The sequence below is a fragment of the Pandoraea commovens genome (genome assembly GCF_902459615.1).
Lineage (GTDB): Bacteria > Pseudomonadota > Gammaproteobacteria > Burkholderiales > Burkholderiaceae > Pandoraea > Pandoraea commovens.
This window is the reverse complement of sequence record NZ_CABPSA010000013.1, coordinates 80,731-96,075: the sequence shown is the minus strand read 5'-3', so window position 1 is coordinate 96,075 and position 15,345 is coordinate 80,731. Positions and strand designations below refer to the sequence as shown.

The window sequence follows — 15,345 nt, the reverse complement described above, 5'->3', positions numbered from 1 at the left end:
TCCAAAAATGGTCAGTAAAACCCAAAGAGGCAATCCCTCTCCAGTTTTAAACTGTCCAGTTACCGGGGACACGTCACGTGGACGTCCGCTGAACAAACTTGACCGTCTAATTTTTTGGGGTCAGTTCAGAGGGTGTCCTTTTTCTTATCGCGCTTATCGCGCTCAGTGCTTAGTGACGGAAGTGGCGCGTGCCCGTCATCAGCATGGCGACGTTGCGCTCGTCGGCTGCGGCGATGACTTCGTCGTCGCGCATCGAGCCACCCGGGTGGATCACGCAGGTCGCGCCTGCATCGACCACCACGTCGAGGCCGTCACGGAACGGGAAGAAGGCGTCCGATGCCACGGCCGAACCGTTCAGCGACAGACCGGCGTTTTGCGCCTTGATGCTGGCGATACGGGCCGAGTCCACACGGCTCATCTGACCCGCGCCCACGCCCAGCGTCATGCCACCGGCGCAGAACACGATGGCGTTCGACTTGACGTACTTCGCCACGCGCCATGCGAACAGCAGGTCTTCCATTTCCTTCGGCGTCGGGTGACGCTTCGTGACCACGCGCAGTTCATGCGGTGCCACGTTCTTCGAGTCGGTCGACTGGACGAGCAGGCCGCCGCCCACGCGCTTGAAGTCGTACTGGTTCACGCCAGCGCCCATCGGCACTTCCAGCAGACGCACGTTCTGCTTGGCGGCGAACACTTGCTTGGCGGCATCCGTGAACGACGGGGCGAGCAGCACTTCCACGAATTGCTTGGCGACGGCTTGCGCAGCCACTTCGTCGACTTCGCGGTTGAAGGCGATGATGCCGCCGAAGGCCGACGTCGGATCCGTCTGGAAGGCCTTGGCATACGCTTCGGCGGGCGAGGCGGCCACGGCCACACCGCACGGGTTCGCGTGCTTGATGATGACGCAAGCCGGCGCTTCGAACGTCTTCACGCATTCCCACGCAGCGTCGGCGTCGGCGATGTTGTTGTACGACAGTTCCTTGCCCTGCAACTGACGGTAGTTCGCCAGCGCCCCTTCCGGCGTGACGATGTCACGGTAGAACGCGGCGCTCTGGTGCGGGTTCTCGCCGTAGCGCATGTCCTGCACCTTGGTGTACGCCAGGTTCAGCGTCGCCGGGTAGGCCGAGCGCTCGTCGTGACGCAGCGACTCGCCTAGGCTCGTCAGATAGTTCGTGATCGCGCCGTCGTACTGGGCAGTGTGAGCGAACACCTTGGTCGCCAGACGGAAGTTCGTGGTGTAACCGACGGTGTTGTTGTTCGACTTCATTTCGTCGAGCACCACGGCGTAGTCGGCCGGGTCGACGATGACGGTGACGTCGCGATGGTTCTTCGCGGCCGAGCGCAGCATGGTCGGCCCGCCGATGTCGATGTTCTCGATGGCGTCTTCGAGCGAGCAGTCGTCTTTAGCGACGGTCTGAACGAACGGGTACAGGTTCACGACGAGCAGATCGATCGTCGGAATGCCGTGCGTGTCGAGGGCTGCCATGTGCTCGGGCAGGTCGCGACGCGCCAGAATGCCGCCGTGAACCTTCGGATGCAGCGTCTTCACGCGCCCGTCGAGCATTTCCGGGAAGCCGGTGTAGTCGGCCACTTCGGTCACTTTCAGACCGGCGTCAGCCAGCAATTTGGCGGTGCCGCCGGTGGAGAGAATCGACACGCCTTGGGCCGCGAGCGACTTGGCGAAGTCGACGATGCCGGTCTTGTCGGAGACGGAAATGAGAGCTTGCTTGATCATGACGGACGGTAGTGAAACGGCAAAAACGGGCGGTTAATCACGGATTCGCACAGGTAGCGCGGATGGGCCGGAGCGGCCGGGGCAGCGGATGTTGCTGCCGCAGCCCTTACAGCAGACCGTGCTGCTGCAACTTCTTGCGCAGCGTGTTGCGGTTGATTCCCAGATATTCCGCGGCGAGCGACTGGTTGCCGTCGGCCTTGCCGAGCACGAACTCGAGCAGGGGTTTTTCGACGACGGAAACGACCATATCGTAGACATCGTGTGGCCGTGCGCCGTCCAGATCCCGGAAATACATATCCAGACTGTCGCGCACAGATTGTTCTATGTTTGCTTTGCTCATGCGGCTAATAGCTCCCTCGGAGATTCTTGTTCATAGCAGAGGCGGTCCGAGTGCACCTTCTGCTCTTCGAAAAACGCGTTGACCGCAGCCAACTGTTCCTGCGTGGTGTCGAGCGTATTCATACGCTGGCGGAACGTGGCTGCCCCCGGCAGGCCACGCGAATACCACGCGATGTGCTTCCGCGCGGTCCGTACACCGGTGTACTCCCCGTAGAACTCGTAATGGTCCACGAGGTGTTCGTTCATGATCTGCTGGATCTCGTCGACGCGCGGCGGCAAGGCGATCTCGCCCGTCGTGAGAAAGAGTTCGATGTCGCGGAAGAGCCACGGACGCCCCTGCGCCGCACGGCCGATCATGATGGCGTCTGCGCCCGTGACTTCGAGCACGTGCTTTGCCTTCTGCGCCGACGCGATATCGCCGTTGGCCACTACCGGGATGCGTGCAGCGGCCTTCACGGCGGCGATGGTTTCGTACTCGGCATCGCCGTGATACAGGTCGGCGCGCGTGCGGCCGTGCACGGTCAGCATGCTGATGCCGCACTCTTCGGCGATGCGCGCCACCGTGAGCGCGTTCTTATGTTCGCGGTCCCAGCCCGTGCGAATCTTCAGCGTGACGGGCACGACGTCGCCCACGGCGCCCACGACTGCGGACACGATACGAGCGACCAGCGGCTCGTTCTGCAACAGCGCCGATCCGGCGGCAACGTTACAGACCTTCTTGGCAGGGCAGCCCATGTTGATGTCGATGATCTGCGCACCGCGCTCGACGTTGTAGCGTGCGGCTTCGGCCATCATCTCGGGGTCGGCCCCGGCGATCTGCACCGAAATCGGGGCCACTTCACCCGCATGATTCGCGCGACGCATCGTCTTCTCGCTCTTCCACAGCTGCGCGTTGGACGCCACCATTTCCGACACGGCATAGCCCGCCCCCAGTCGTTTGCACAACTGGCGGAACGGCCGATCCGTCACACCCGCCATGGGGGCGACGAACAGGTTATTGCGGAGTTCGTGGGGACCGATACGCACGATGAAGGGGAAAAGCCGGAAAAAAGATCGCCATTTTACTGCGAAAACCCGCCCTCGTCGCCTAAAAAATGTGCAAAGTTCCGGGCGGGTCGGTCAGGACCGATTCGGAAAGACCTTGGGAGATGCCCGGTGAAGGGCTTGAGATCTCGCGATCAGCCGCGCTGGCCGAACATCATCTGCCGGGCAAAGGCGGTTTTGAGCGGAGGAACGAGATCGAGGCTGGCGAGCGCCATGCCGCGCGCGAGGGCGACCGGTGCGGCGTCGATGCCGAAGAGGCGAGGCAGCAGATCGGTGATGCGGATCGTGAGCCCCCGGTCCGCGCGACGGCGGCGGGCGAACGCGCTCAGCGCAGCCGGACCCGCCACGCCCTGATGCGTCGTACCGGCGCGGGCATGGCGAACGAGGCTGTCGGCAAGGTCGAAGGCGTCGCGCAAGCCGAGGTTCAGGCCCTGACCGGCCACGGGGTGAAGCGTCTGGGCGGCATTGCCGATGGCAGCGACACGCCCGTCGACCACCTGACCCAGTGCGTTCAGGCCGAGCGGGAAGCCCGCGCGGCCGGTAATCGAGGTAAAGCGGCCCATGCGGTCGCCGAACGCCTTGTGCAGCTCAGTGAGGAACCGGGCGTCGTCCAACGCGCGGCGGCGACTGGCCTCGGCGTTCGAGCAGCACCACACCAGCGCGTAGCCGTTCTCTTGCGGGAGGAGCGCCACGGGACCGTCGGACGTGAAACGCTCCCATGCCCAGCCGATGCGCGGACGCTCGCAGGTCACGAAGCCCACCAGGGCCGTCTGGCCGTAGTCGCGCGTGCGCGGCCGCGCCGTCTGTCCTTCGAACAATCCGCCTTCGGCGTTGACGGCGAGTGTGGCGTGCAGCGTGTGTGCGTGATCGTCGCCCACGCCTTCGAGCGTGAGCGTGACCTGCTGGGCGTCCTGACGCAGCGCGATGGCGCGATACGGGCGGAAGTGGTGCAGTCCCGGCGCGTCGCTGTCGAGCACGCTGAGCGCGGACGCTCGCGACGCATGCTCGAAGCGCGCCGGTAGCTGTGCCGTCGCGGTATCGAGCGCGCGCATGAGCGCGCCGTAACGCACCACATAGCCGAGGGCCGGTACGCCGTGATCGAGATAGTCGATCTCGGTGCTGCCGAAGCGTTGCGCCTGCGAGACGTGAATGTGCCGGATCGGCGTGCTCGGCAGCGCGGAACGCGCATTCGGATCGCGCGGCCATGCGCCCGCGCGCGCAAGAATCTCGCGGCTGCCGTGCGACAGGGCGAGCGTGCGCGGGTCGTCGTAGCTCGCTTGCGCGCCGCGCGCGTCCACCAGCGCCACGCGCAAGTGCGGTGCGCGCTGCGCGAGCAACAGGGCGAGCGCGGTGCCGACCGGACCGGCGCCGACGATGGCGACGTCGAAACGCGCGACAGGCCGTTCGGTCGCCGCGCGCTTCTCGGAAACGTCGGAAATTTCGGAAATGTCGGAGGTGCCGGAAGTACCGGAAGCCTGAGCGTTCGTCATCAGCCGTCAGTCCGAGATGCGTCAGCCGCGCATCAATGCTTCGATTTCGTCGGCATCGACCGGCACGTCGCGCGTGAGCAGCGTGCAGCCGTCGGCGGTCACCACGGCGTCGTCTTCGATGCGAATGCCGATGTTCCAGTAGCGCTCGTCGACGTCCGGCCCCGGTCGCACGTAGATGCCCGGCTCGATGGTCGTGACCATGTTGGCGGCCAGCGTGCGCCACGGACGCTCGCCGTTCGCGCCGTCCTCTCGGTACTCGCCGCAGTCGTGCACGTCCATGCCGATCCAGTGGCCGGTGCGGTGCATGTAGAAGCGGCTGTAGGCCTTGTTGGCGATGACGTCGTCCAGACTGCCTGCCGTGTCGCGCTTGAGCAGGCCGGTGTCGAGCATGCCTTGCGCAAGCACGCGAACGGCGGCCTCGTGCGGCGCATCGAAGCGCGCGCCCGCACGTGTGGCGTCGATGGCGGCTTGCTGCGAGGCCAGCACGATGTCGTAAAGCTCGCGCTGGGCCGACGTGAACTTGCCGTTGGCCGGGAACGTGCGGGTGATGTCGGAGGCGTAGCCGTCGAGTTCGCAGGCGGCGTCGATCAGCACGAGATCGCCGTCGCGCAGCTCGGCGTCGCCCGCGCGATAGTGCAGCACGGTGGCGTTCGCGCCAGTCGCGACGATGGAGCCATATGCCGGGAATTGCGAACCGTTGCGGCGGAATTCATACAGCAACTCGGCTTCCAGATGGTATTCACGCAGGCCGACCCGCGACGCCTTCATGGCGCGCACGTGCGCGTCGGCGGAAATCTTGCCCGCGCGGGCCATGATGTCGAGTTCGGTGCTGTCCTTGACCAGACGCATCTCATCGAGAATCCCGCGAATGTCGCGCGCGGCCGACGGTGCCGACACGCCGGTGCGGCTCTGTGCACGCACGGCATTCAGCCAGTGACGCACCTGACGGTCCTGCTGTGCCGATGCCCCCAGCGCGTAGAACAGAGCGGGTGCGTCGGCCAGCAATTGCGGCAGGCGCGTGTCGATTTCGTCGATGGGATAGGCGGCGTCGAAGCCGAAGGTCTCGCGCGCGGCGTCCGGGCCGAAGCGATAGCCGTCCCAGATCTCGCGCTCTTCGTTCTTCGCACGGCAGAAGAGAATCGAATGCCCCGTGCGGCTGTCGAGGACGACGACCGCTTCCGGCTCCGTGAAGCCCGACAGGTAATAGAAGTAGCTGTCGTGACGATACGGATAGTCGCTGTCTCGGTTGCGCGGCACTTCCGGCGCCGTGGGCAAGATGGCGACGCCGCCACCGGCCTTGCGCATCTGTTCGATGACTCGCTCGCGGCGGGCACGGTACGGGGAATCAGACATCGCGGGCTCCATTTCGGGGTATTGGTTCGAGTTCAGACGTATTGACCTGCGTTCAGGCGATTCTACTGCCGGGCGAGCGCGCGTGCCCGGCGCGCACTTCGGCGTCCAGTGCATCGAGCTGCGCCGGGGTGCCGACATTTTCCCAAATGCCGTCGAAGCGCTCGCCGCTCGCGTGTCCTGAGGCAATCGCGCGCTGATACAGCGGCGTGAGCGCCATACGCGTGCCCGGGGCGATGCCGTCGAACAGGCGCAGGTCGTACAGGGCGATGTTGCCGAAGGTGAGCGACTCGGCCGTCGCGGGCGCGGCGTCGCGCAAGAAGAGATGGCCTGCCGTGTCGAGCGCGAAGTCGCCCGTCGGATGGAAGGCGGGATTCGGCACCATCACCAGATGCATGCCCGGTGTGGGTTGTGCGGCAAGACGTTCGGCCTGCGTGCGAAGCGTGGCGTAATCGAAGTCGGTGAAGATGTCGCCCGACACGGCAAGAAAGACATTCCCGTCACCTTCGAGAAGTGCGCGAGCCTGGGCGATGCCGCCGGCCGTCTCCAGGGCTTCGGCCTCAGTCGAGTACGCCAGATGCACGCCGAAGGCGCTGCCGTCGCCGAGGGTGGCTTCAATCTGCACGCCCAGCCAGGCATGATTAATCACGATCTGCCTGAAACCGGCGCGGGCCAGCGCTTCGATCTGCCACACGATGATCGGCTTGCCGCCGACGGGGAGCAGTGGCTTCGGCGCAGTGTCGGTGAGCGGACGCATGCGTTCGCCGCGTCCGGCCGCGAAGATCATCGCTTTCATGGGCGATGCCTCAAAACGTGTAGCCGACGTCGACCTGCTGGCCGGTCAGCTCGTCGAGCAGCTTCGCCAGCGGACGCAGCGGCGCATAGCGGTCGGCGACCTTGCGGGCGTAGTCGAGAAAGCGCGGGGTGTCGGCGAGATAGCGGGGCTTGCCGTCGCGATAGTTGATGCGCGCGAAGATGCCCAGCACCTTGAGGTGACGTTGCAGTCCCATCCACTCGGCCTGACGGTAGAACTCGCCGAAGTCGGCGTCGACCGGCAGACCGGCCTTGCGTGCCCGTTCCCAGTAATAGGCGAGCCAGTCGAGCTGACGTTCTTCGTCCCAGCTCAGGAAGGCGTCGCGCATGAGCGAGATGACGTCGTAGGTGAGCGGGCCGTAGACGGCATCCTGAAAATCGAGAATGCCCGGGCCGGTAGTGCCCGGCAGGCCCGGCATCAGATTGCGGGGCATGTAGTCGCGATGCACGAAGACTTTCGGCTGTGCGAGCGCGCTGTCGATAAGCAACTGATTGATGCGATCGAGCGTGGCGCGCTGCGACTCGCTCAGTTCGACCTTCAGATGCTTGCCGATGTACCAGTCGGGGAACAGATCGAGTTCACGCTTGAGCAGTGCGGTGTCGTAGGCGGGCAGCACGTCGGTGCGCGAGCTTTTCTGCCAGAGGATCAGCGCGTCGAGTGCGGCGCGCATCAACGGGCGGGCGTTGTCTTCGGTCAGGACATCGAGATACGTTTCGTGCCCGAGGTCGGTGAGCAGCAGGAAACCCTGCGCGAGATCCTCGGCCAGCACCTTCGGCGCTTGCAGCCCGGCTTCCTCAAGCAACTGCGCAACGTGCACGAAAGGACGGCAATCCTCTTGCGGGGGCGGCGCGTCCATCACAATCAGGCTCGGATGCGCGGGGGCGTGGCTGCCAATGCGGAAGTAGCGCCGGAAGCTTGCGTCGGCCGACGCCGGTGCCCAGTTCGCCATGTCGAGCGAGAACTCGGAGGACAGACCGGAGAGCCAGTGGTGAAGGGCTTGCAGGCGGGGATCGGAGGTGTTCAAGAGTTCGCTGGAAGCGTTGGAAACACTCGCGGAGGTGCTGGGTTGTGCGGTCATGGTGGGGGCCGTAAACGTCTTGCCATATAATACCCGATCATGTTTTCCCGACGCCCTGTTTCTCGACCTCGATCGACCGTCCCGAATGTCCCGGTGAAGCCGGCTGGACAAGCGGGATTGGCTGCCCGCAAGCGGCGCCACGATTGTCTCGCTGTTTGCGTACATGCCGGATAAACAAGTCCATACGAATGAAGTCTCGTCGCTGCGGCGCATGATGCGCACGCGACGCAAGCCACTGGCGCTGCTGCTCTCCCTGCCGGGAGTGTGGTGTTCGCTCGCCGGTGCGCAGGAAGCTCCCCCACCCGATATCGCCAAGAGCGATGGCCTCATGCTGCGCACGGTGCCGGCGCTTGTCGACAACCCGCTCGGCGGCGGCGACGACGTGCCGATGTACGTGCGCGGCATGGCCCTCACCGGCCGGACCAACGTGGACGCCACCGTCGACGGTGACGCCGAAGCGCGCAAGTACCGCTCGTTCGTGAAAGGCGATCGCCTGACGTACGATCAGGACACGGACGAAGTGGTGGCGCACGGCAACGCGCGTTTGTCGCAGGGCGGCAACCTGTTCATCGGCCCCGAAGCGCATATGTATACGGGGGCGGGCGACGGCTATATGCTCACGCCGACTTACCGGCTCGTGACGGGCGGCGGCGGCAAGTCGGAGCGCGCCGATGTCGAAGGCAATAACGTCGTGACGCTGCAACGCGGCACGTACTCGGGCTGCGCGACCTGTGAGGAAGATGGCAAGACGCCTGCGTGGTACATCAAGGCGTCCGAATTCGAGTTCGATCAGGACCAGCAGGAAGGCACGGCCTACAACGGCATCCTGTTCTTCCAGGGCGTGCCGATTCTCGCCAGCCCGTATTTGTCTTTCCCAACGTCCAACGAGCGCCGTTCCGGCTTCCTGGCACCGACGTTTACGCAGTCGAGCCGTACCGGGTTCGAACTCGCCACGCCGTACTACTTCAATATCGCGCCGAACCGCGATCTGACGATCACCCCGCGTTTCATGACCAAGCGCGGCGTGATGGGCATCGCCGACTTCCGTTACCTGGAACCGACGTATTCCGGGTTATTCCACATCGAATACCTGCCGAAGGACCGTGTCACGGGCGACGCCCGCTACACGTTTACGTGGCAGCACAGCCAGTCGCTCGGCTACGGTGTGAACGCCTACGTTAACTTCACGAAGGTTTCGGACGATACCTATCCGGACGATTTCGGCTCCGGCACGAACTTCCAGACCGGCGTGCAGCGCGTGTACAACCGCGAAGCGGGCCTCACCTGGAGTTACGGCGACTGGTCGTTCCTGGCGCGCGTGCTGAAGTATCAGACGCTGGCCCCCAGCTCGCCGCAGTACGAGTCGGTGCCTGAACTCTCGGCGACGTACAACAAGCTGGATTTCCACGGCTTCGATTTCACGATGCCGATCAAGTACAACCGGTTCCAGATCGCCTCGTGGACGGGCTCGCCGAACGGCGAGCGTATCTACGCACAGCCGACGCTGAGCTATCCGATTCTGACGCCGGGCTACTTCATCGTTCCGAAGGTCATGTTCACCGCTGCGGCGTACAACGTGGACTATCCGAACGGATCGACGATGCAGTCGTCGATTACGCGTACGTTGCCGACCGTCAGTCTCGATACCGGTCTGACGTTCGAGCGTCCGTTGACGTTGTTCGGCACGGCGATGAAGCAGACGTTGGAACCGCGCTTGTTCTACGTCTACACGCCGTACCGCAATCAGAGTTCGATTCCGATTTTCGACAGTGCGGTCGCCGACTTCAACCTCGCGGAAATTTTCAGCGAAAACTCGTTCATCGGCGTCGACCGCATTCAGGATGCGAACCGTGTCACCGCTGCGCTGACGTCCCGCCTGATCGATGCCGAGACCGGCGTGGAGCGCGGGCGTGTCTGGTATGCGCAGCGCTACAACATTCAGCAATCGCGCGTGACGATGCCGGGCGGTGTGCCCGAAGACGCCGGGGTCTCGGACTTCCTGGTGGGCGGCTCGGCGCTGCTGTATTCGAACATCACGTTCAGCACCGCCGTGCAGTACAGCCCGAGCACGTCGCAGTTCAACCGGTCGGACGTCGGTGTGACGTGGCGTCCGGGCGAGCGCAAGGTGTTCAACCTGTATTACCGCTACCTGCGCAATCCGCCGCCGGTCGTGGGCCAAACCGCATTGACCGTCACGCCGATCAACCAGATCGAACTTTCGGGGCAGTGGCCGATCACACCGCGATTCGGCATTGTGGGCCGTCTGAACTACAGCATTACGGACAAGACGTTCATCGATGCCCTGGCGGGTTTCGAGTATGATGCCGACTGCTGGGCCTTCCGGATTGGGCTCCAGCGCTATGCGACCAACGCCACCACGACAACTTCGCGCGTTTTCGCGCAGTTGGAGTTGAAGGGCTTGACCAAGTCGGGCAACAGCGCCACAGAAGCCTTCAAGGTCGGGGTGCCGGGTTACCAGCCGCCGCCGACGAACCAGATTCCTTCTCGATTCAGCAACTATGAATGACATGTTTGTGAAGCGTGCCTCGCTGCTGGCGGGCCTGTGTCTCGCCGCCGGGGTGGCGGTTGCGCAGCCGGCGCCGGTCAGCGCCAAAGCCGCAGGTGCACCCGCGTCGTCCGCCCGTGCCGTCGATTCCATCGTCGCCGTGGTCAACGACAGCGTGATCACCCGCAAGGAGCTCGACACGCGTATCGAGGAGGCCAAGCATCAACTGACGCTCTCCAAGCGCCCGATTCCGGACGCCGACCTGTTGCAGCGTCAGGTGCTCGAACAGATGATCGTCACGCAGGTGCAGCTTCAGCGCGCCAAGGAAGGCGGCATTGTCGTGAAGGACGCCGACGTCGAACAGGCCTTGCAGCGCATCGCCGCCGACAACCGTCTGAGCGTCGATCAGTACAAGGCGCGTCTGGCTCAGGCCGGTGTGCCGTGGGACGCCTTCCGCAAGGAAGTGCGCGAGCAGATCATCATGGCGCGCCTGCGCGATCGCGAAGTCGACAGCCAGGTGCAAGTGAGCGACTCGGAAATCAACGCATACCTCGCCGCGCAGCGTGGCGCCAATGCCGCACCGACCGAGACGGAATACCGCCTGAGCGAGATTCTCGTGAAACTGCCGGACGGCGCGACGCCGGACCAGGTCAGCGCAGCGCAGAAGAAGGCGACCGAAGCGCTGGACAAGGCGAAGGCCGGTGGCGATTTCGCGGCGTTGGCAAAGCAGTATTCGGATGCTTCCGATGCCGCCAGCGGTGGCGACATGGGCTTCCGCATTCCCGAACGTATTCCCGATCTGTATCTCAATCAGGTGCAGAAGCTGCAAGCGGGCACCGTTGTGCCGCAAGTGCTTCGCAGCAACAACGGTTTTCACGTCATCAAACTGGTCGACACGCGCAAGCAGGGCGGCGATCAGGGCATGACCGTGCCGCAGATCCACGCACGTCACATCCTGATTCGCGTGGGCGACGGTGTCTCGGAAGCGCAGGCACGTCAGAAGCTGCTCGACATCAAGGCGCAGATCGAAGCAGGCAAGGGCGACTTTGCCGACTTCGCGCGTCAGGTGTCGGTGGACGGTTCCGCTTCGCAAGGTGGCGATCTCGGCTGGATTTCGCCGGGCGAGACGGTTCCCGCATTCGAGCGCGCGATGTCCGAACTCAAGGACGGTCAGATCAGCGACCCGGTGCGTTCGGAATATGGCTATCACCTGATTCAGGTGCTGGGCCATCGCGAGTCGCAGGTCTCGGGCGATCAGGAACGTAACCTCGCCATGCAGGAATTGCGCGGCCGCAAGGCCGAACAGCAGTACCGCGACTGGTTGCAGCAACTGCGTGACAGTGCCTACGTCGACTACCGCCTGAGCAACGCGCAGCAGTGAGCATGATGTCCGACCGGTCCTTCGTCCTCGCCATCACCACCGGTGAACCGGCGGGGGTCGGGCCGGAATTGACGGTGCAGGCACTGGTCAAGTGCCTTTCTTCGGCACCGGCACCGGCGGCCGCTTCTGCGGCCGTTTTCGCGACCGCTTCCCCCGATCCTTCGATAGCCAACTGTCGCTTTGCCGTACTCGGCGACGCGTCGTTGCTCGCCGCACGCGCGCAAGCCGTCGGGCTGGGCGACGCCTGGCAGGCATTGCTCGACAGCGGACGCGTGCACGTGTCGCACCATCCGCTGGCAGCCGCCGTGACGCCAGGACAGCTCGACGCTGCCAACGGCCGCTACGTACTGGCGCTGCTGGACGATGCCATCGACGGTGCCATGGCGGGCTCGTACGATGCGATCGTGACTGCGCCGTTGCAGAAGAGCACGATCAACGACTGCGGCGTGGCGTTTACCGGACACACCGAGTATCTGGCCGAGCGCACGGGCACGCCGCGTGTCGTGATGATGCTCGCAGGCGGCGGGCTGCGTGTGGCGCTCGCCACCACGCACTTGCCGCTCGCGCAGGTGCCCGGCGCGATTCGTCGCGACGATCTGCTGCAAACGCTCATCATCCTTAATCAGGATCTGATGCGTCACTTCGGGGTGACGCGCCCGCGTATTCTCGTGACGGGACTCAACCCGCACGCCGGTGAATCTGGCTATCTCGGGCGCGAGGAGATCGACGTCATCACCCCCGCGCTCGACGACGCACGCGCCGCCGGTATCGATGCACGCGGTCCCTATCCCGCCGACACGCTGTTTCAGCCCCGTCATCTCGAAGGCGCCGATGCGGTGCTCGCGATGTACCACGATCAGGGCTTGCCGGTGCTCAAATACGCGAGCTTCGGCGCGGGCGTGAATATCACGCTTGGGCTGCCGATCGTCCGGACATCGGTCGATCACGGCACCGCGCTCGACCTCGCTGGCACGGGACAAGCCGAGAGCGGCAGCCTGCTCGAAGCGCTGCGCACCGCGGCGACGATGGCGGCGAACGCTGCGTTACATGCGTCGACAGCCGCACAATTGACCGCCGGCGCGGGCGTCGATCCGCACGCCACGCCGCCGCGTTCCTAAGGAATTTCACATGAGTAGCGCATCGAAGCGCACGGGCGTCCAACAGGGCCACGTGGCGCGCAAACGTTTTGGTCAGAACTTTCTCGTCGACATGGGCGTGATCGATTCGATCATCAGCGCCATTTCGCCGCGTACCGACGACCTGATGGTCGAAATCGGCCCGGGCCTTGGCGCACTGACGACACCGCTCACTGAGTGGCTGGCGCATCTGCACGTGGTCGAACTCGACCGCGATCTGGTCGTGCGTCTGACGCGCAAGTTCGGCGAGCGCGTGAGCGTGCACGCTGGCGACGCCCTCGACTTCGATTTCGGCGCGCTCGTCCCGGAAGACCGCCGCGACGAAGCGCCGCTGCGCATTGTCGGCAATTTGCCGTACAACATTTCCAGCCCGCTGCTGTTCCATCTGATGCGCTACGCGGCGCTCGTACGTGACCAGCACTTCATGTTGCAGGACGAAGTGGTCGAGCGCATGGTGGCCCCGGCCGGTTCAAGCAACTACAGCCGCCTGTCGGTCATGCTTCAGTACCGTTACTGGATGGACAAGGTGCTGCACGTACCGCCGGACGCCTTCAATCCGCCGCCGAAAGTCGATTCCGCTGTCGTTCGGATGATTCCGCGCGCCGTGGCCGATCTGCCGCAGGTCGATCTCGACGTGTTCGAAGCGGTGGTGGCTCAGGCGTTTTCGCAACGTCGCAAGATGCTGCGCAACACGTTGCACAGCTACCGCGACCGTGTCGATTTCGACGCGCTCGGCTTCGACCTCACGCGTCGTGCCGAAGATGTGCCGGTCGACGAATACGTGAACCTGTCACGCGCGATCAGCGGCGCCGGTTCACAAGGCTGATCCCGGCGAAGACGAGGACGACGGCGCAGCCAAAGCGCCAACCGACCGATTCGCCGAGAATCAGCACGCCGAACGTCACCCCGAACAGCGGGCTGAGGAACGAGAAGGATGCGAGTCGGGCGGCGCTGTACCGCGTGAGCAACCAGAACCAGATCAGATAGCTCGCGAAGGCCACACCGATGGATTGGTAGACGAGGCTGATCCAGATGGTCGACGTCATCGGCCCGATTTGCACATTGCCTGTCGCGAGCGCCAGCGCGCACAGCAGCACTGCCGAGACGGCCAACTGGTACAGCAATGTCTTCGACGGTGCGGCGCTCGCCAGACGCGAAGCCCGCACGACGACCGTCGTCATCCCCCAGAAGATACCGGCCAGAATGGCCAGCAGATCGCCGGGCCACGTGGTGGCAAGATCTGCGCCACTGCCGTCCGAGAACGCCACGGCGATACCGCAAAATGCGATGGCCATGCCGAGCCATTGCATGGGCCGCAGCCGTTCGCTGGGCACCGTCCAGTGCAGTCCGATCGCGGTGAAGCAAGGGGCCGAGTACAGAAACACCGCCATGCGCGACGCGGTCGTGTGCGTGAGGCCAACGAAGATGCAGAGGAATTCGAGCGAGAACAGCGCGCCCGCGAGAATGCCTGCGGGCAGCGTGCCGTCGCCGGTGATCAGACGCTGACGTCGCCACAGCATCCACGCACCGACAAGCACCGTCGCCACGACGGAACGCAGTCCGGCCTGTAAGACGGCGGGCACGACCGGCACGGCCAGTTTGACGGCAACTTGCTGACCTCCCCAGACCATGCACAGCCCCAGCATGATGGCGAGCGCTGTGACATCGATCGGACGCGGTGTGGTTTTCATGGAATTAATTCGGATGACGATGCATCGTAGGCGCGACGCGCAGAAGCGGTCATTGTCACCGATCCTGATACTCAACGCATCAAACCGATGCCGTCAGCGCGGGTAATCTTTGTGGGCGTTCGTTCGTCTGTCCGGGTGCGATTGTCTCGTCGCGCGGGACAATATGTCCCCGTCTCCCCCGTTTATTGCGCACTGTCGCACCGATACAATGCTCCGCGAGGCGGCTTTCGTCCTTCGTAGAGCAAAGCCGCAGTCATCGCTCAGCCATCTTTTTCACCGCTTTTTGCTTCAAATTCAGCACTCACGTATGTACAAGAAAGGCTCTGCCGTCGAATTGCAGTTTTCCCCGTCGCGACTCAACGACGGCGCTGGCGATCCCTACTGGGTCGATCTCACGCGCGACGAAGCGCAGGCACTGCTCGATGCACTGCAAGCGCATCTGAGCCGTCCGGCGACAGATGCCTCAGGCACGGAATCCCCGCTGGTCTTCACGTTGCCGGATCCGGGTGCGACGACGTCCGATACGCTCAGCGACGACGGTGCCGCAATGCACGCGCCCGACGAAACGACTTGCGCAACCGACGTAGCATCGCGCCAATGGGTCTGTGTGATTTGCGGATGGATCTACGATGAAGCGGCGGGATATCCGGAAGACGGCATTGCCCCGGGCACGCGCTGGGAAGATGTGCCGGACGACTGGCGGTGCCCGCTGTGCGACGTGGGTAAGGAAGACTTCGCGATGGTAGAGTTCTGAAGCATCGCGCGTGCTTAAAAAAACGAC

13 protein-coding genes are annotated in these 15,345 nt (G+C 64.1%); 5 read left to right on the top strand and 8 right to left on the bottom strand.

Annotated features, from left to right (window positions below; translation table 11 throughout):
* Nucleotides 1–169: 169 nt before the first annotated feature.
* The 7 genes from purH to PCO31010_RS25270 form a co-directional block, all read right to left on the bottom strand.
* Nucleotides 170–1,735 (bottom strand): bifunctional phosphoribosylaminoimidazolecarboxamide formyltransferase/IMP cyclohydrolase, encoded by a 1,566-nt coding sequence (gene purH / locus PCO31010_RS25300; protein ID WP_150666683.1) that lies wholly within the window; start codon nt 1,733–1,735, stop codon nt 170–172.
* 106 nt (nt 1,736–1,841) lie between these two features.
* Complete coding sequence (locus tag PCO31010_RS25295) at nt 1,842–2,075, bottom strand: Fis family transcriptional regulator (RefSeq protein ID WP_039393174.1); 234 nt, start codon at nt 2,073–2,075, stop codon at nt 1,842–1,844.
* Entirely contained in the window at nt 2,072–3,100 is a 1,029-nt protein-coding gene (gene dusB, locus PCO31010_RS25290) for a tRNA dihydrouridine synthase DusB (RefSeq protein ID WP_039393172.1), read from the bottom strand. Before dusB ends, PCO31010_RS25295 begins: the two co-directional genes overlap by 4 nt.
* Before the next feature lie 152 nt (nt 3,101–3,252).
* Nucleotides 3,253–4,608: a UbiH/UbiF/VisC/COQ6 family ubiquinone biosynthesis hydroxylase gene (locus PCO31010_RS25285; RefSeq protein WP_150666682.1), complete on the bottom strand. Its 1,356-nt coding sequence runs from the start codon at nt 4,606–4,608 to the stop codon at nt 3,253–3,255.
* A 21-nt stretch (nt 4,609–4,629) separates the two neighbouring features.
* Nucleotides 4,630–5,961, bottom strand: a complete 1,332-nt coding sequence (locus PCO31010_RS25280; RefSeq protein ID WP_174985171.1) for an aminopeptidase P N-terminal domain-containing protein — start codon at nt 5,959–5,961, stop codon at nt 4,630–4,632.
* Nucleotides 5,962–6,013: 52 nt separating this feature from the next.
* Nucleotides 6,014–6,754: an N-acetylmuramate alpha-1-phosphate uridylyltransferase MurU gene (gene murU, locus PCO31010_RS25275; protein ID WP_150666680.1), complete on the bottom strand. Its 741-nt coding sequence runs from the start codon at nt 6,752–6,754 to the stop codon at nt 6,014–6,016.
* Between the two features lie 10 nt (nt 6,755–6,764).
* On the bottom strand, nt 6,765–7,850 hold the full coding sequence (locus PCO31010_RS25270; RefSeq protein WP_150666679.1) for an aminoglycoside phosphotransferase family protein: 1,086 nt from the start codon (nt 7,848–7,850) through the stop codon (nt 6,765–6,767).
* 163 nt (nt 7,851–8,013) lie between these two features.
* On the opposite strand from PCO31010_RS25270, the gene PCO31010_RS25265 reads away from it, so the two are divergent.
* From PCO31010_RS25265 to rsmA, 4 genes are read left to right on the top strand one after another with little or no spacing between them, the layout of a single operon-like run.
* Nucleotides 8,014–10,377: an LPS-assembly protein LptD gene (locus PCO31010_RS25265; RefSeq protein WP_150666678.1), complete on the top strand. Its 2,364-nt coding sequence runs from the start codon at nt 8,014–8,016 to the stop codon at nt 10,375–10,377.
* The gene (locus PCO31010_RS25260) at nt 10,370–11,737 is read left to right on the top strand and encodes a peptidylprolyl isomerase (RefSeq protein ID WP_150666677.1); all 1,368 of its coding nucleotides are present in this window, start codon (nt 10,370–10,372) and stop codon (nt 11,735–11,737) included. The genes PCO31010_RS25265 and PCO31010_RS25260 overlap by 8 nt, the downstream gene beginning before the upstream one ends.
* A gap of 5 nt (nt 11,738–11,742) precedes the next feature.
* Entirely contained in the window at nt 11,743–12,855 is a 1,113-nt protein-coding gene (gene pdxA, locus PCO31010_RS25255) for a 4-hydroxythreonine-4-phosphate dehydrogenase PdxA (protein WP_246184772.1), read from the top strand.
* A 10-nt stretch (nt 12,856–12,865) separates the two neighbouring features.
* Nucleotides 12,866–13,699, top strand: a complete 834-nt coding sequence (rsmA, locus tag PCO31010_RS25250) for a 16S rRNA (adenine(1518)-N(6)/adenine(1519)-N(6))-dimethyltransferase RsmA (RefSeq protein ID WP_150666675.1) — start codon at nt 12,866–12,868, stop codon at nt 13,697–13,699.
* Here rsmA and PCO31010_RS25245 read toward each other — a convergent pair.
* Nucleotides 13,674–14,564 (bottom strand): DMT family transporter, encoded by an 891-nt coding sequence (locus PCO31010_RS25245; RefSeq protein ID WP_150666674.1) that lies wholly within the window; start codon nt 14,562–14,564, stop codon nt 13,674–13,676. The two genes, rsmA and PCO31010_RS25245, sit on opposite strands and share 26 nt — an antisense overlap.
* Before the next feature lie 307 nt (nt 14,565–14,871).
* Between PCO31010_RS25245 and PCO31010_RS25240 the strand changes: the two genes are divergently transcribed.
* Nucleotides 14,872–15,318 carry a rubredoxin gene (locus PCO31010_RS25240; protein WP_150666673.1) on the top strand — a complete coding sequence of 149 codons (447 nt, stop codon included), beginning with the start codon at nt 14,872–14,874 and terminating at the stop codon, nt 15,316–15,318.
* Nucleotides 15,319–15,345 lie beyond the last annotated feature (27 nt).